We start from the raw sequence: 16656 nt of genomic DNA on the forward strand, positions 1-16656 counted from the left end.
TCTTCCACTTCTGGTGCCCACCCGTTAGAAAATATTTCTGTTCCTTTCCGGTAAACGAGGCCAGGTAAAGAAGTTAAAAGGGAAGGGGGGCCCCACTTAGTTAGGCCCGTAACAGGGTACCGAGGCGATGCTTCTTCCAATAGAGCAGAAAGAAATCGGGCCCAAGCGAGTTCTCCTTCCCCACGGATAATGAGATCTACCTGGGGATTAGCTTTAAGGAAGGCTTCGCTTTCAAAGGACACCTCCGGCCCTCCGAATACTATAAGTATCTCCGGCCGCACTTTTTTTAAGATGGCCGCCACCTCCAGGCTGGGTTTGATGTTCCATATATAGCAGGAGAAAGCCACTACCTCCGGGTGGCGGCGGTATATTTCTGCGGCTATGCTGGTAGGAAGGTCATTAATGGTAAATTCTAGGAGCTCTTGCTCTATAGGGTAAGAACGGCCTACAGCCCACAAGTAGCGAAGGGCCAGGGAAGAATGAATATATTTGGCGTTGAGGGTGGCAAGGATTACGCGCATAAAGAAACCTCTTTTCCTGCTAAGGGGTGATTTCCATTACTTCCAGGTTGTCCAAACAATCTTTGATAAGTTCTTCCACATTAAGCTTTCCTTCGGCCTCTTCCACTTTGTCTAGGCGGGGCTTGGTAGCCGGATGCCGGGGTACGAAGAGGGTGCAGCAGTCTTCATAGGGCTGAATGGAAATATCATAAGTTCCTATTTTGCGGGCAAGTTGCATGATCTCGGTTTTGTCCCAGGAGATAAGGGGACGGAGCACGGGGAGGCTTACGACTTTATTGATCACCGCTATACTTTCTAGGGTTTGGCTGGCTACTTGTCCCAGGCTTTCACCGGTAAGGAGGGCCAGAGCCCCTTCGCGTTCGGCGACCTTCTCTGCTATGCGGAACATCATCCTGCGCATGATGGTTACATACAACTCTTCAGGGCAATTGGCACGTATGGCCTTTTGGATAGCCGTAAAGGGTGCTATGATGAGCCGCAAGCTTCCCCCGTAGCGGGCCAGCACCCGGCACAGGTCGATAACTTTTTCTTTAGAGCGTTCACTGGTGAAGGGGAAGCTATAAAAATGAAGGCCTGAAATTTTTAGCCCCCTTTTTAGGCCCAGCCAGCCGGCCACCGGGCTATCCAGGCCTCCTGAGATGAGAAGGACTCCCCGGCCTGTGATGCCCACGGGAAGCCCTCCCGGTCCCGGGATGACCTGGGAATACAGGTAGGCCGCTTCATCCCGTATTTCTATATGTATCACCCGGTCCGGATTATGAACGTCTACGGGCTGGCCCGTGTTCGCCAGAAGGTAGCCTCCCACCAGGCGGTTTACCTCCGGGGACTGGTAAGGAAAGCCTTTATTAGATCTCCTCGTTTCGACTTTAAAGGTACGGCCGGGGGTGTTTCTAAGGAGATAGAGGGCCTTTTCCCGGAAAGCCCCAATGTCAAGGGGCGTCTCTATTACAGGGCTTAAGGAAACTATACCGAAGACACGTGTAAGCCTTTCTACTACCTCTTCGGCGTCCCCGTCAAATTTTACGAATATGCGACCAAAGGTATGTTCGATACGGCAAGAAGGAAGACCGGACAGAGCTTGACGGATGTTATTAAGGAGGCATTTTTCAAAGTCCCCGCGGTTTTTACCTTTTAGGCTTATCTCACCGTACCGGACCAGGACCGCAGTGTACACCCTTTATGTCCCCTTTCTTATTTTTCCTCGCACTTCTTTAAGCAGCTAAAGCCAGGGGCTGGCGGCTTTCAACCCCTCCAGGGAATCTAAAGCCTGCGCAGCTCTTCTACACACTCCTTGATAGTGCGGATGGCTTCTTCTATCTCTTCCTCCGTGGTAAGCCTGGAGAGGCTTATGCGTATGGCCCCTTCCAAATGACTTGAAGGCAAGCCCAGGGCTTTAAGTACATGGCTTGCTTCCTGCCTGCGGGAATGGCAGGCCGAACTTGTGGACACGTAAATACCCTTTTCTTCCAGCATGTGGACCAAGACTTCCGCTTTAACTCCGGGAAAAGAAATGTTAAGTATATGGGGTGCTCCGGCCCGGGGTTCCGGCCCGTTTAAATGGGCTCCGGGGATACCCTCCAGCAACCCTTCGGCAAGCCTTATCTTTAGCTGCGCCATCCTCTGGACGCTATCAGGTAAATTCTTCCTGGCTAGGGTGGCGGCCACGCCAAAACCTGCTATGCCCGGCACGTTTTCGGTTCCTGCCCTTAAATTCCTCTCCTGGTCTCCTCCCACAAGGAAGGGTTCGATACGCACTCCCTGGCGCAAGTACAAGGCTCCTACTCCCTTGGGGCCGTGGATTTTGTGGGCGCTTAAAGACACAGCGGCCAACCTTAACTTTTTTAGAGGCAGGGGAATCTTGCCGTATCCTTGAACATGGTCTACGTGAAACAGGGCAGGGCTCCGGGAGGCCACTATTTTTGCTATTTCCTCCAGGGGCTGAAGGCTGCCAACCTCGTTGTTTACGCTCATTACGCTCACCAAAATAGTATCTTCCCGCAAAGACCGCTCTAAAGATTCTAGGCGGACAATCCCCTGTTTATCCACAGGTAAGTAGGTCACGCTAAAACCTTCCTCTTCGAGACGGCGGCAGGCCTCGAGCACGGAAGCGTGCTCTATGGCCGTGGTAATAATGTGTCGCCCCCGGCGCTTTAAAGCGTGGGCCAGCCCCCTTAAAGCCCAATTGTTGGCTTCCGTACCGCCGGAGGTGAAGTAAACCTCCTCCGGCTGGGCCCCCAGAAGTTTTGCCACCTCTTCCCGGGCATTTCGCAGTATCCGTTCTGCCTCTACCCCCATACTGTGCAGGGAAGAAGGGTTGCCGTAAGTTTTTTCCATGGCCTCGCGGACGGCTTCGGCAACTTCCGGAAGAACCATGGTGGTGGCACTGTTATCTAGGTATATCACCTTTCTCATGGCAGCTCTCCCGCAGGCTAAATTTTGTAGTTCGATTCTTTCATCTAGTATACTATTTTTTTCACCTTGTAACCACTTAACGACCGGGATTCCCTGTCCCTCTCCCCGTGGCCAATTAGGCTGTAGCCAACCGGACCGGGCACGCATATCCATAAAGTAAAGCTTACTCGGCTGGTGGGAGTGTTCGCTTTATGTATCAAGTAGAGAAAGCCTTCGACCGTTACCGCCAGGAATTGATGGAGTTTCCCGGGGTGGTTGGAGTCGGTATAGGTAATAAATTGGTGCGCGGGCAGGATACCCGGCGGCCTGCCTTGGTGGTGCTGGTCAAGGAAAAGCTCCCCCTTTCTTCCCTTAAAAGGGGAGAGAGGATACCCAGAGTGCTGGGGAAGGCAGAGACAGACGTGTTAGAAGTGGGAGAGCTTCGCCTTTTGGGGAGGACCGATTACCAGCGGCCGGCCCAGCCGGGCATGAGCATCGGCCACTACCGGATCACAGCCGGAACCCTCGGCGCCGTGGTAAAGGACCGCCAAACCCAGGAACCTCTGATTTTGTCTAACAATCACGTTCTGGCCAATATTACCAACGGGCACGACGGGCGGGCGGCCATAGGAGACCCTATACTCCAGCCCGGCCCTTACGATGGAGGTAATAGAGATAATCATGTAATAGGCTATCTTGAGCGCTTTATCCCCCTTTATCCGGAGGTGGAGGAAGTAACCTGCGATAAGGCCCTGCGGCTGGAACGGATATTGAATGCCTTTCTTCAGTTATGGAGGACGGACTACCGCTTAACATTCCAAAAATTAAGGGCCACACCTAACAGGGTGGATGCTGCGGTGGCCCGCCCCGTAAAGCAGGGGGCTGTTGTTCCAGAAATTTTAGAACTGGGGCTTGTCCGGGGAGTGAGGGAGCCCCAGGTAGGGATGGAAGTGGTAAAGAGCGGCCGTTCTAGCGGCGTCACCCGTTCCAAGGTCCAGGTAATCCAGGCTACAGTTAGAGTTTTTCTAGATGAAGGGCTAAAAGGTATTTTTGAGGACCAGTTCATCACCGGCCCCCTGGCTAAGCCCGGGGACAGCGGTTCCCTGGTCCTGGACAAAGAAAATTATGCGGTGGGATTGCTCTTTGCCGGCTCCGATAAAACGTCAGTAAGCAATCGGATTAGTAATGTGCTGGAGACCCTCCAGGTTGAATTTTGAAATCTGGCGGCTTTTTATACGGGCGGATTTTTTACATGGTGAGCTGGCCCCCGGGCACATCGATTATTTTCATTATCTTTTCTTCTTCGCCGGTTAAAGCATTAAAGTAGATCAAGTACCGTTCTGCGTCGAGCTTAGTAGAGACTTCGTAGGTCAGGACCTCCCGTCCACCTCCGGTGGGAATAAGGGCCAAGCGGACGCCTTCTACCTTAAGATGAGGCTTCACCTTGGCCGTAACCTCCTTTGCAGTTAGCCGGGGTGCTGGGAGGTCCCGGTCATGGTGGGCCATAAAGAAGGGTGTGGCATCAAACCCGACTATTTCCCCGTTATCTAAGGCTACTTTCACCTTAACCTGATCCGGGTACAGGATGATATCCTTCTGCTTGGCTGCAAAGGTGAAGATCTGGGTGGAGCCTTGGGTTATGGTGTAAGTGGGCACCATATCAGGGAAGCCCTGGGACTTTAGGAAGGCCGTGGCCCGCTCCTGGGCAGCTTTAACGTCTATAGCAGGTGCGCCTACAGTTCGGGGATTTAAGAAGGAGATGATATGCCCTCCCTGCCTGCTCACATCTATGCGGGCCTGCCTATCCGGCTTTTTTTCGTCCACCAAGGATATACCAAAACATGGGATGCGGCCGTTGACCGGGTTTACGCCGGTTATGCGGTAAGTTGTTCCGCTGGCATCGTTGGCAAATTTTAAAGCATTTTTTTCAGCTGTGGGTTGGTCAACAGGGGTGGCGACCAAGCCCCAAGGCCGGGCTTTTTCCAGATGGTCGGAGAAGGGACCGTCATAATTTAGGCTGGGCAAACTTTGCAGGTGTCGGTCCGTGTTAACGAACCCCTCTAAAGGATGAGGAGTAGATTGCACCGGCCTTGCGCTCAGCCAGGCTATGGTGCGAGGGAGGGAAGGCATGTGGAGAGAATAAAAGCTACTCCACCTTATAGCTCGGGTAGCCACCTGGCCTTCTATGCTGTGTAAATCGGCCGCCAGTTTCCCCATCTCCTGACGCAGGCGGCTCAAATTTTGGATTTCTTCCTGGGAAAGGGACTGGCCTCGAGCCACTTTTTGGGCGAGGTATTGGCAATAGTCGGCCGTCTGGGCCAGAAATTTTCTGGTACCTACCAGGTTTATACCCGGGGTGGGCAACTGGCTTATAGAGCTTTGGGCGCCGGCTGCCTGGTTGGAGGCCTGCGTAAGGAGGGCAGCCGTTTGAGCTTGGGAGCTTGAGACCAGGGCTTTACCCAGGCTTACTTCGCTCTGCTCGACCTGGCTTAAGAGATTGTAAAAGTCGCGCTGGCCCGACCCTTCTACCGCATGTACTAAGGCCATGCGGTTAGCTCTTTCCCATAATCCCCAGCTTATAGCTGCAAGAAGCGACAACAACAGAACCCAGGATGTCCATTTTCTGTATTTCATGTACTTAGGCCCCCCTTTTTCGTTTACCGGGCGAAAATGTGGTTGCCAATTTGGGTTATAATGGTCCGGGTCCAAACCCAAGGGCTTACTGGCTTGGCCGGATTCCAGAAGAAAAGGGCACCATAAGTGGGATCCCAGCCGTTCAGGGCATCTATAGCCGCGCTGGTGGCCGTAGTGAGGTCAGTGACCTGCCAGATCAGGCCGTTATGGACGCTTTCGAAGGCCCAAGGTTCATAAATTACTCCGCTTATGGTAGGAGGGAAAAGGGGAGAGCGCACGCGGTTTAAGACTACAGCTCCGACCGCCACCTGCCCTTCATAAGGTTCACCCATGGCCTCTGCAGCTATAAGGCGGGCCAGTAAATTTATTTCGTCGCTGGTCGCTGTGGGCACTCCTGCCTGGGTAGGCTGGGTACGCTTTCCCGGTATTTGGCCTCCGGCCCATAGAGCACCTATTATAAGCAGTACGGCCAATCCAAGGGTCAAAATATACCTCCACCGCTTTAGCATGTTTTTAAGCCCTCCCTTTAATCCCTATTCCTTGCTGCTTTTATAGTGTGGCTGGAAGGGAGGGCTTTTATCCTTAAAAAGACAAGTATAAAAAGACCGGGCGTTTTAGCGTCCACGCCCGGTCGCACGCTGAGTCTCCTCCCCTGATTTTTCCTCCGGCTTTTCCTTGGGTTTAGTTTCTTTAGAACTCAAAAGAAGGTTAAATAAAGTATTGAGCAATGCGGGGTTTTTCCCCAGGCTTGTAGCCAGTTCGGCAGGGTTAAAACCTATCTCCTTTCCTTCCGCACCCTCTAGTACTGTTTTTAGAGCCTGCTTTAGGACCTGGCTTCCCTTGCTTTGTGCGGCACTTCCTCCATGCAGGAGTATGATTATTCCCAGAAGATCGATAAGCCCCAACAACCCCGCAAGTTCCGGTACGCTTAAGTTTTGCAGTTCTTTGGGGTTAAGGAGTTGCAATAACCCGGTTAAATCTGTATTCTCCAGAGTCTTCCCCTCCCTTTGGAGCTACCCCTGTTCTCCTTTTAATACACAATATATGCGAAGAAGGGTTTTTTCTGCACCAACCCCTGCCTCCTTACATATTTTGAAAACAAAGGTACGTTTAAGGGTTAAAGGGGTGGGAAAATGCCCGGCGAGCTAGTACACCCTAGTTTCTTAAATCTCATCCGGAGCCTGAAGCCTTATGTAGGGTATACGATGCTACAATATATAGAACTGGCTGAAGACTTGTTGGAACTTTTAAGCACAGAGAAGGCGCAGAAGGTCCAAAGCGGTTTTTTATCCCTCAGGGAGGAGAGGAAGTCGGCGCAGGTTAATGAGGGTGCGGCAGACGAAGGTACGGAAAATGAAGGCCTGCAGAGCCAAAATATGTGGACGGACAGTAAATTTTACGTTCGTGAACCTTATATACTGTTTTTGATTCTTATTCTGCTTATACTTTCCTTTCATTGAAAGTTTCTTTTCATTGATTAAGATTTTGGGCGAGGTGCTTCAAACTTAAAAGGCGACGCCTTAACTTGCTGCCTTGGCGTCGCCCTTGCTTTCGCTTTCTGCTTTGGCCTTTTCTTTATATTCTTTGCTGCGGTAATCGGTGGTATGGAAACCGGAACCTTTATAGATCACGCTTATTTTTCCGGTTATTAACCGTTTGACCGGACCACCGCAGGTAGGGCAGGTTGCCAGGGGTGGTTCGGTAATGCGCTGCTCTGTTTCAAAGGTCCCGCACTTATCACATTTGTACTCGTAAATCGGCACTGCCCCTCACCTCCGCGTAAGTGATCGCTAAAATCATTTATAATTCTTGACTCAGGAGGTTGTCAAGTGCAAAAACCTGGCGTATCCCCAGTTTTCGCTGGCGAAAGTCCGGCCTAGCTTGAAAGCGAAGGATTAAGCCTAAGTGATAGCTGATTCAAAGTCTATCCATGAAAGTCGTTGGGGCGAGCAAAGTTCAACTAGCCTTACCAGTGAAACTGGGGATAGCTCAGGTGCAAAAACCCGTTGACGGGTTACCGGCTCCAGCCTATAATCAAGTGGGAAACAGAACGCGTAAGGGGAAGAGAGTGTGAGAAGGGGTAGCAGGATTTTGCTTTTTTTGTTTCTGGCCCTCGGTGTAGCCGCAAGCTTAAAGATAGCGGTAGAAAGGGTAAAGATGGAAAGGGCCAACCGGTCGGTTGTACTGGCGGTTAATTACCAGGATATAGCTAAGCTTTCTTGGTGGACAGGCCTTGAGGAAGAAGAGGTCTTGGAACGTTTTAAGGCCCAGGGGGTGAACGGTGTTCTTTTTAAGGAGCAGACCCTTGGAGAACTTGTACCACGGTATTTAAGAGTTTACGGCCATGATGAAGTTACCCGCCTTTTTCCCGAGGCCGCACCTAGGTTTAGATCCGGTTTTCTGTATTTTGTAGGGGACCGGGCTGTTTTAGAAAGGGTGAAGTTCCATCTAGACAATAAGCTTCCCGTCCCCTCCGAGGTCGTCCGGGATGCTTCCACCGGGCAAATTTTAGCCCTGGGAGTACCCGATTCAAGCCTAGGGGAGATAGAAAAATTAGGGCTGGGCTTTCCTATGGATAAGTTAGATATGGCTATAGAAAAAGGGCTTTATATATTGCCCCAGCTTAAGGAGTGGCCTGTAAAACGGGCGAATTCCCTAGCGGCTATTTTAAACTCCATAGAAAAGTACAGCCCTTACACCGCGGCCTTGCTTTTTAATGACAGGGTGATCCCGGGTTACCCCGGAGCGCTGGCTACTCTGGCCGAGGAAGTAAAGAAAATGGGCGTCCCCCTCGGAATGATTGAATTTTTTTCCCAACAAGGTTTAAAGCAACTGGCACTTCTAGTGGATAAACAGGTAGTACGCGTACATTCCTTGGGGGAGGCGGCCAATATCTCCTGGGAGGAAGGAGTGGACAGGCTAACTTTAGCGGCCAGCGATAGAAATGTCCGCATTCTCATTCTCCCCCTTTTCTTCCAGGGTCCTCCCTCGTCCTGGCTGGACGCCAATCTAAAATATGTGGAGGCCGTGAGTTCTTCTTTAGCTAGAGAAGGGCTGGAGGGTGGGAAAGCTTCGCCCTTCCCAGGGTTTCCTACTTCTAGGCTTTTGTGGACTCTCGTCGTTTTAGGTGTATTAGCCGGAGGAGTATTGTTTTTAAGCGAGCTGGGATTTTCCCGTTTGGCCTGGGCGTTGGGAGTGCTGGGCTTTGGGGGGTGGCTTTTGGCTTTAGTTTGTGGCTACGCCACCCTGGCGCGCAAAATTATGGCCTTAGGCTCGGCTGTTATTTTTCCCACCCTGTCTGTGTGGCTGGCCTTTAAAGACGCCCGTCGGCCTTTGGGCTTAGCACCTTCCTTTAAATTAGTTTTACAGAGCACCTTGCTTTCTTTGGCCGGGGGGTTACTCCTGGCCGGACTTTTAAGCGATACGGTCTTTTTCCTTAAACTAGACCAGTTTATGGGTGTAAAGGTTGCCTTCGTGTTACCCTTGCTACTCTTCACGGCAGCCGCTGTCTACCATGAAGAAAAGGAAAATTTTGGGGCGGTATGGCGGAAATGGTTCGGCCAGAATTTGACGGTATTTATCTTTTTGCTTATTATTTTGGGGAGCTTGGTAGCCTTTCTCTACGTTAACCGCAGCGGCAATGAAAGTGTGGGCCTACTTCCACTGGAAGGGCAGGTGCGCATGGTCCTTGAACGGCTGCTATTAGTGAGGCCGCGTACCAAAGAATTTCTATTGGGCTACCCGGTGTTTTTACTCGCCTTAAGCTTTGGATACAAGCATAAATACCTACCCTTATGGCTTCTGGCCTTGGCAGGCCAGGTGTCCTTAGTGAATACCTTAGCCCATCTCCATACACCACTACTCATCTCTCTTTTACGCATTTTTAACGGGCTGTGGTTGGGGCTCCTTTTGGGGATAGTCTTGCTGGCTTCGGTTAAGGGAGCAAAAGCGATGATGAGAAGGTCTTAGGGGGCTGGGCCATGGCCAAAGTGGTCATTTCGGGTTATTACGGGTTCGGCAACCTGGGGGACGAGGCCATCCTTTACAGCATGGTCCAAAGCCTAAAAAATCTAGACCCCGGCTTGGAAATCGTGGTCCTCTCCCATGACCCCGCTGGAACAGAGAAAATATTGCCGGTCAAGGCTGTAGACAGGTGGCGGCTCCCGGAAGTTGTGCGGACTTTGCGCCGGGCGGATCTTTTGATAAGCGGGGGAGGGAGCTTGTTTCAAGATACCACCAGCGCCCGGAGCCTGCTATATTATCTGGGTATATTGGAGCTTGCCCGGGTGTTGGGCCGGCCCAGGATGGTCTATGCCCAGGGATTAGGGCCCCTAAAAAGGAGTTGGGCACGGTACCTTACGGCTAAGGTGCTAAACCGTGTCCAGCTTATAACCTTGCGGGACAGCCAATCCCACGCCCTGCTTCAAGAACTCGGCGTAAGGCAACCGGAAGTGAAGGTGACGGCGGACCCGGTTTTAGGGCTTAAGGTCGGTGATTTTAATCCGGAGGCGGGCCGCGGCAAGCTTTTGCGGCTGGGCCTTAAGGTAGGCTCTAAGCCCCTGGCCGGATTTTCTTTACGCCTGTGGCCCCTCCCAGAAGCTGCTTTGTATGCCCTGGCCCGGGCAGCCGATTACCTTATAGATCAAGGTTTTGAAGTTTTGTTCTTACCCTTCCACTTTCCGCGGGATGTAGAAGCCTGCTGGCAGGTACAGAGGCTTATGGAGCACCCAGCGGCGGTGATTAAGGAGAAACTCAGCCTGGAAGACGTTGTAGGGATAATCGGTTCTCTGGACCTCCTGGTGGGTATGCGCTTGCACGCTTTGATTTTGGCCGCGGTCCTGGGGGTGCCTTTTGTAGGGCTATCTTACGATCCTAAAGTAGAAGCCTTCTGCCGGCAGGTGGAAGGGCCCTGGATAGGTTTAAATCTTCTGGGTTGTGAGGACCTTGTAGCTATATTTAAGCGGGTATTATATGACCTGCCTTCCTTAAGGGAATCCTTGCGCCAGGCAGTAGACGAACTGCGGCCCCTGGCCCAGTCCAATGCTGTGCTGGCCCTAAAGCTTCTGTACGGTGAAACGGTACAAGGCAGGTAGCAGGCATGGAAAGCGAGATTAGAGGGGGGAGCTTGGGGCGTTTAGCCCGGGCTACCTTCACAGTATTTATACTAAATTTTGCCAGCCGGTTGCTGGGCTTTATCCGGGATGCGGTAATAGCCGGCAAGTTTGGGGCGGGACCCGAAACCGACGCCTACATGGTAGCTTATACCATACCTTATTTTTTGCAGACGGTTTTGGGCATGGCTTTTGTTACCGTCCTGGTTCCGGCCTTGACGGCCTACCTTGTCAAAGGAGAGCGGGAGGAAGCCTGGAAGGTAGCCAGCGCTTTAATTAATTGGACGGGCCTAATCCTGGTCGTCTTGGCTGTAGTGGGCGGCATACTGGCTCCCTTTTTGGTGGATCTTCTTGCCCCGGGTTTTCCCGCAAACGTCGAAGGGCTAGCCGTCCGGCTTACCAGGATTTTGTTTTTTTCCCTTCCTATCATGGGGACGGGTATGGTAGTTAGCGGGATTTTAAACTCGGGCTACCGTTTTACATCCCCGGCTTTAGCTCCGGCAGTAAGTAATATCATCATAATAGCTTCTGCCCTGTCTTTGGCCGGTTCCTTCGGCATTTACGGCTTGGCCCTAGGTACGGTGGCCAGTTTCCTGGCCTTCCTTTTTGTGCAGGTCCCCGAGCTTTCGCGGTTGGGTTTCCGTTATTTTTACCTTTTGCATTCCCGGCACCCCATGGTAAGGCGGGTGGGAATTTATTTGCCCCCCGTTATCTTTAGCTTAGCCGTAAACCAGGTTTACCAGGCCACCAACCGTTTTTTCGCTTCTCATCTAGCGCCAGGCAGTATCACGGCCCTTGACCTGGGCTTGAGGTTGGTAAGCGTGCCCTTGGGTGTTTTCGCCGCCGCGGTTTCCACTGCAGTTTTTCCCGCCCTTTCCGAAGAGGCCGCCAGGGGGAGAACACGGGAGATGGCTACTCTTACCTGTCGTGGTATATCTCTGGTGGCTTTTATGGTTTTACCCACGGCGGTAGCCTTCATAGTCCTGCGGGAGCCTCTGGTACGGCTTGTTTTCGAAAGAGGGGCCTTCGGGACGCACGCCACTTTGATGACTGCAGAGGTAGTTTTTTACGCTTCTTGGGGTCTTCTCGCCCAGGTCGCCCAGCCTATATTGCTGCGCACTTTTTATGCCTTGGGAGAGGTGGTGGTTCCGGCGGTAACGGGCCTGGCCTCCGTGGGGCTTAACGCCGTATTTAGCCTCCTTCTTGCCCCGGCTTTGGGGCACGGCGGCCTGGCCTTGTCCAACTCACTGGCGGCGAGTTTCTATGTTCTAGCTTTATATACCGCCCTTAAAATACGGCTTCCCTTTTTAGAGACCGGCGCCTTGTTAAAAAGAGGTGGTTCCGTAGGTCTAGCTTCTATTTTTATGGGGATTTTACTTTTTATACTTAGCAAGGCTTTATATGTTTTCGAGCCTTCCCAGGCCACTTGGGTTTTAGGCCTTAAGTTAGGCTTTTTGGCCGGGGCTTCCTTTATAATTTTCCTTGCCCTTGCCTCGGTATTTAAAGTTGAGGAAATAAGATTGTTGAGGGAGGTTGTGGGCCGGCGCTTTAGGGGGTTAATGAGATAAGGTGTTTTAAGCAGAAATTTTGCTTTCCGGGGAGGAAGTCTTCTTCAGGTAGCGAATACATACTTGTACTTGCCAAACTTGTGCTCATTAGATGCCTTTGCGGAAGCTTTTGTGGTGAACTACGGTAGCCTTGACGAAAGAACCCGGTTGCGTTAAATGAAAATAAGGAAGGGGAACCCTTGGTAGGGATGGATATTAAAACTATCCAGGAAATTTTACCTCACCGCTATCCTTTTTTGCTGGTGGACCGCATTTTAGAGATGGAGCCCGGTCGGCGGGCGGTGGGTCTAAAAAGCGTTACTGCCAACGAATGGTTTTTCCCGGGGCATTTTCCGGGTTACCCTGTCATGCCGGGAGTTCTTATTGTTGAGGCCCTGGCTCAGGTGGGGGCTGTAGCCTTGCTCAGCCAGCCGGGCTTTAAGGGGAAGATACCTTTTTTGGGAGGATTGGATAAGGTGCGTTTCCGCCGCCAGGTAGTTCCGGGTGACGTATTGAGGCTAGAGGTGGAGGTCCTCAAGTTCAAGGGGAAGGCAGGTAAGGCCCGGGGACGGGCTTGGGTGGGAGAAGAACTAGTGGCAGAAGGAGAGTTCCTTTTTGCCTTGGGGGACAGGGAGGAGCGGCCGTGAATTGGTGGGCTATAGTCCTGGCGTTTTTAATAAGTTTAATGCTTACCCCGGTGGTTAAAAAGCTGGCACCCCGGTTGGGAGCCCTGGACCGGCCCGATGCCAGGAAAGTCCATACCGGAGTGATACCCCGGCTAGGGGGCCTAGCCATTTTTGTAGGTTTTATAGCCGGTTACTTAGCTGTGGGAGGAGGAGAGCCTGCCTTCCGGGGCATGCTCTGGGGAGCAAGCCTGATATTTCTTGTGGGGCTGGCCGATGATATTCGCTCGTTGAACCCGCGCTGGAAGCTGGCCGGCCAGGTGGCGGCGGCCTTGCTCGTGGTGATTATGGGTGTGAGGGTGGAGTTCCTTACCAACCCTTTTAACGGGCTTTTATTTTTGGGACCCTTAGCCATCCCGGTGACCCTCCTGTGGCTAGTGGGCGTGACCAACGCCCTCAACCTGGTGGATGGCCTGGACGGCTTGGCCGGAGGTACGGCTTTCATTGCAGCGGTTACCATGTCTATAATAGCCTGGCTTCAGCAAGAAGTTGCTGTTGCCCTTTTAGCCCTGGTGTTGGCTGCCTCAATTTTGGGCTTTCTTCCTTACAATTTCCACCCGGCGAGCATCTTTATGGGCGATAGCGGTTCCATGTTTTTAGGCTTTACTTTAGCCTCTTTAGCTGTGCTGGGTCTAACTAAGACGGCCACGGTGATTTCTCTTTTTGTACCCGTGGTTATCCTGGGTTTACCTATACTGGACACTTTTTTAGCTATCGTGCGCCGCATTTTAAACCACCGCCCCCTTTTTCAGCCCGACAAAGGGCACTTGCACCATTGCTTGATGGCCCAGGGGCTCTCTCAGCGCCAGGCGGTCCTTATTATCTATGTTGTAAACATAATATTGGGGGCTAGTGCCATCCTGCTTACGCGGCTTGCCACCGACCAGGCGATGGTGATCCTTATTCTCTTAACATTTTTCGCCTTGTGGGGTGGCAATAAATTAGGAGTTACAGGTTACCGTTTCAAGCCATCTAAAACGCGGCGCAATGCGTTTCCTTTTTAAAGCCTTTTATATGCTGCCAAAGGGCAGGAGCCGGTGCTCTTTCCCTGTATTTTTTTCTTGTTAAGGGGACACTCTACATTAAAGACGTGGAATTTCAGGGAGGGAGCGCCTTGCGCGAGGTCATTTTAGAGGGCTTAGCTATACTGGCCTTTATTGTAGCAGGCATCGGCCTGCTCTTTTATCTGCACGACCGGGAGCTTCTTTAAAAACTTAAGGCGAGGAGGTTAGGCCCTTTGGCAGGTAGCCTAGAGGTAATTTTCCAGACCCTTTTAGCCTTTGCGGCCATCCTTATCTATACCCGCATTTTAGGAAAGCAGCAGGTTGGCCAGCTTACTTTTTTCGAGTACATCAACGGTATAACCTTTGGAAGTATAGCGGCCGCCTTGGCCACGGATATAGACCCCGACCGTACCTGGCTGCATTTCCTGGGTTTGACTCTTTTTGCTGCCCTGACTTGGGGAGCAGGTTATGTTGCCCTTATAAGCCGACCCACGCGTAAGCTTATTTCCGGTGAGCCCACGGTGGTCATCCATAACGGGAAAATCTTAGAGCAGAACATGCGCAAGATGCGCTACAATGTAGATGAATTGGCCATGCAGCTCAGGCAGAAGAATGTCTTCGATATAGCCGACGTAGAGTACGCTATTTTAGAGCCTGACGGTAATTTGAGCGTGCTTCTTAAGTCCCAAAAAAGGCCCCTAACCCCGGCGGATCTTAAACTACCTACCCGGTACGAAGGAGTGCCTACGGAGCTCGTTGTAGACGGGGAGATCCTGTTTGAAAATCTTAAACAAGTCAACCTTGATGAAAAATGGCTGGAGCAGCAGCTCAAAGCCCAAGGGGTAGAAGATATCAGCCAGGTTGATTACGCCGTATTGCGGAGCAACGGCTCCTTGTACGTCAACCTTAAGAAGGATCAGCTTACGATGCCGGTCGATATAACCGATGCCCCCAAAGCCCCTTGAAATAGGCGTTTTTTACTTAGGCTCCTCCATCACTGGTCCCCCAGGTTTGGCGGTAAAGCCCTTGAACATTGATATAAAATTTTGCGGAGTTAAAGGGGGGAGGCTTTTGAGTATTAAGTTTGGTACGGATGGCTGGCGGGCCATCATTGCCGACGAGTTTACTTTTTCCAACGTTCGCAAAGTCGTACAGGCTATAGCTGATTACTTATCGGAGGAGACGACCAATCGTCGGGTGGTGATAGGGTACGACCACCGTTTTCTGGCGGAGAATTTTGCTTCTGCCGCGGCTGAAGTCCTGGCCGGCAACGGATTTACTGTTTACCTTCCGGAGAGGGCGGTACCTACCCCGGTCACGGCCTTTGCAGTCAAAAGTTTAGGGGCTGCCGGGGCCATAATGTTTACGGCCAGCCACAACCCGCCCGAGTACCATGGCTTAAAGTTTATTCCCAGCTATGCCGGCCCGGCAGTTCCGGAAATCACAAACAAAATAGAGGAAAGGATAGCCCCAAATTTAGAGGTTAAGCAGGTTGATCTCAATGCGGCCCGCAAGGAAGGGTTAATCCAGCCTTTTGATCCCCGGGAAGATTATCTTAAGCATTTACAAGAACTGTTGGATACGGAGACCCTCGGGCGTTCCGGGTTAAAGATTGTAGTGGATCCTTTGTACGGAGCGGGTATAGGGTATCTCGAAAGCCTGCTTTCCCAGGCAGGGTGCCAGGTGGAAACCCTGCACAACTGGCGGGATCCCCTGTTCGGGGGGAAGCTACCAGATCCTAGCGCTAGGGGATTAGACGAGCTGGCGGAAAGGGTGCGCGTTCAGGGCGCCCATTTGGGGCTAGCTTTAGATGGCGATGCGGACCGCTTTGGAGTCGTCGATGCTGACGGTACATATCTTACGGCTAACCAGGTTCTTTTTTTGGTACTGGCTCATTTAGTCGAGACCAGGGGCCAAAGGGGCGGGGTGGGCCGGACGGTGGCCACCACCCATTTATTAGACCGGCTGGCCGGGGCATACGGCTTAGAAGTGGTGGAAACTCCGGTGGGATTTAAATATATAGGTCAGGCCTTATTGCATAAAGGCTGTATCCTGGGAGGAGAGGAGAGCGGTGGCTTAAGTATCAGGGGGCATATACCCGAAAAAGACGGGATCCTGGCCACGGCCCTGGTAGCAGAAATAAGGGCTAAGTTCGGTAGGCCTTTAAAAGAATACCTTGCTCAGCTTATGCAGCGGTACGGTCCCCTGGTGAGCGAAAGGCTCGATGTACACGTTTCACCTGAGGTAAAGGAAAAGGTTTTAAAGGAACTTACCTCCTATGAGCCTGCCAGGCTGGGGGGCCAACCCGTAGTTGACCGCATAACTATAGATGGGGTTAAGTTCTTGCTGGCTGATGGTAGCTGGGCTTTAATAAGGCCCTCGGGTACAGAGCCTTTGTTCCGCATATATGTCGAAGCCCCGCAGCAGGAGACCCTGCAGAAAATAAGGGAAGACCTAAAATCAGGTTTAGAAATTTAGGGCCGGACTTCAAGGTCCGGCCAAAAGTTTATGACTTGAAATAGGAAGCGTATTCCTCCGCGGAGAGGTCCCGGTAGCAACTGGGGCATAGGGCTCCTTTACGGGGGACTTCTACCGGTATTTCTCCCAGCACCCGTGTTATAAGACCGATGGGAGCTCCGCAGCGCAAGCAGGCATCAGCCGCCGGTTCCATACTCTTTCACCACCTTTATTTTTAATATGTTAAGCTGAAGTCCAGGGCATACCCCGGACAGGCTGGGAAGTGTTGTCAGGGATCCGTCTTCCGG

General features: G+C 52.0%; 17 protein-coding genes. 9 read left to right on the forward strand and 8 right to left on the reverse strand.

Annotated elements, in window-relative coordinates; genetic code table 11:
• The 3 genes from L5656_RS02615 to L5656_RS02625 all read right to left on the reverse strand — a co-directional run.
• Positions 1-521: B12-binding domain-containing radical SAM protein (locus tag L5656_RS02615; protein WP_297198614.1), on the reverse strand; the 521-nt coding region annotated here is incomplete at its 3' end.
• Positions 522-540: 19 nt separating this feature from the next.
• Positions 541-1695, reverse strand: a complete 1155-nt coding sequence (gene thiI, locus L5656_RS02620; protein ID WP_297198618.1) for a tRNA uracil 4-sulfurtransferase ThiI — start codon at positions 1693-1695, stop codon at positions 541-543.
• 86 nt (positions 1696-1781) lie between these two features.
• Positions 1782-2933: a cysteine desulfurase family protein gene (locus L5656_RS02625; RefSeq protein WP_297198621.1), complete on the reverse strand. Its 1152-nt coding sequence runs from the start codon at positions 2931-2933 to the stop codon at positions 1782-1784.
• 191 nt (positions 2934-3124) lie between these two features.
• On the opposite strand from L5656_RS02625, the gene L5656_RS02630 reads away from it, so the two are divergent.
• Positions 3125-4129, forward strand: a complete 1005-nt coding sequence (locus L5656_RS02630) for a hypothetical protein (RefSeq protein WP_297198624.1) — start codon at positions 3125-3127, stop codon at positions 4127-4129.
• Between the two features lie 31 nt (positions 4130-4160).
• On the opposite strand, the gene ypeB is transcribed toward L5656_RS02630, so the two are convergent.
• The 3 genes from ypeB to L5656_RS02645 all read right to left on the reverse strand — a co-directional run bounded on the left by ypeB (position 4161) and on the right by L5656_RS02645 (position 6511).
• Positions 4161-5546 (reverse strand): germination protein YpeB, encoded by a 1386-nt coding sequence (gene ypeB, locus L5656_RS02635; protein ID WP_297198627.1) that lies wholly within the window; start codon positions 5544-5546, stop codon positions 4161-4163.
• Positions 5547-5569: 23 nt separating this feature from the next.
• The gene (locus L5656_RS02640) at positions 5570-6055 is read right to left on the reverse strand and encodes a cell wall hydrolase (protein ID WP_297198630.1); all 486 of its coding nucleotides are present in this window, start codon (positions 6053-6055) and stop codon (positions 5570-5572) included.
• Between the two features lie 105 nt (positions 6056-6160).
• Positions 6161-6511, reverse strand: coding sequence for a hypothetical protein (locus L5656_RS02645; protein ID WP_297198633.1), 351 nt, complete (start codon positions 6509-6511; stop codon positions 6161-6163).
• A 168-nt stretch (positions 6512-6679) separates the two neighbouring features.
• Between L5656_RS02645 and L5656_RS02650 the strand changes: the two genes are divergently transcribed.
• Complete coding sequence (locus L5656_RS02650) at positions 6680-7006, forward strand: hypothetical protein (RefSeq protein ID WP_297198636.1); 327 nt, start codon at positions 6680-6682, stop codon at positions 7004-7006.
• Between the two features lie 60 nt (positions 7007-7066).
• On the opposite strand, the gene L5656_RS02655 is transcribed toward L5656_RS02650, so the two are convergent.
• Positions 7067-7309 carry an FmdB family zinc ribbon protein gene (locus L5656_RS02655; protein ID WP_297198638.1) on the reverse strand — a complete coding sequence of 81 codons (243 nt, stop codon included), beginning with the start codon at positions 7307-7309 and terminating at the stop codon, positions 7067-7069.
• Positions 7310-7637: 328 nt separating this feature from the next.
• Here L5656_RS02655 and L5656_RS02660 point away from each other — a divergent pair, with 328 nt between their 5' ends.
• From L5656_RS02660 to L5656_RS02690, 7 genes are all read left to right on the forward strand, one after another.
• Positions 7638-9515: a DUF5693 family protein gene (locus tag L5656_RS02660; protein WP_297198641.1), complete on the forward strand. Its 1878-nt coding sequence runs from the start codon at positions 7638-7640 to the stop codon at positions 9513-9515.
• Positions 9516-9526: 11 nt separating this feature from the next.
• Complete coding sequence (gene csaB, locus L5656_RS02665) at positions 9527-10639, forward strand: polysaccharide pyruvyl transferase CsaB (protein ID WP_297198644.1); 1113 nt, start codon at positions 9527-9529, stop codon at positions 10637-10639.
• A 5-nt stretch (positions 10640-10644) separates the two neighbouring features.
• Complete coding sequence (gene murJ, locus L5656_RS02670; RefSeq protein ID WP_297198647.1) at positions 10645-12225, forward strand: murein biosynthesis integral membrane protein MurJ; 1581 nt, start codon at positions 10645-10647, stop codon at positions 12223-12225.
• Between the two features lie 188 nt (positions 12226-12413).
• On the forward strand, positions 12414-12851 hold the full coding sequence (gene fabZ / locus L5656_RS02675) for a 3-hydroxyacyl-ACP dehydratase FabZ (protein WP_297198650.1): 438 nt from the start codon (positions 12414-12416) through the stop codon (positions 12849-12851).
• On the forward strand, positions 12848-13891 hold the full coding sequence (locus tag L5656_RS02680; protein ID WP_297198654.1) for a glycosyltransferase family 4 protein: 1044 nt from the start codon (positions 12848-12850) through the stop codon (positions 13889-13891). Before fabZ ends, L5656_RS02680 begins: the two co-directional genes overlap by 4 nt.
• Before the next feature lie 233 nt (positions 13892-14124).
• Positions 14125-14856: a DUF421 domain-containing protein gene (locus tag L5656_RS02685; protein ID WP_297198657.1), complete on the forward strand. Its 732-nt coding sequence runs from the start codon at positions 14125-14127 to the stop codon at positions 14854-14856.
• A 106-nt stretch (positions 14857-14962) separates the two neighbouring features.
• Positions 14963-16369, forward strand: a complete 1407-nt coding sequence (locus tag L5656_RS02690) for a phosphoglucomutase/phosphomannomutase family protein (RefSeq protein WP_297198661.1) — start codon at positions 14963-14965, stop codon at positions 16367-16369.
• Positions 16370-16397: 28 nt separating this feature from the next.
• Here the strand turns inward: L5656_RS02690 and L5656_RS02695 are convergent, their stop codons facing one another.
• Positions 16398-16562, reverse strand: a complete 165-nt coding sequence (locus L5656_RS02695) for a hypothetical protein (protein ID WP_297198664.1) — start codon at positions 16560-16562, stop codon at positions 16398-16400.
• Positions 16563-16656: the final 94 nt, after the last annotated feature.

Origin of the sequence: Thermanaeromonas sp., assembly GCF_021890735.1 — a bacterium.
Classification (GTDB): domain Bacteria; phylum Bacillota; class DSM-521; order Neomoorellales; family Neomoorellaceae; genus Thermanaeromonas.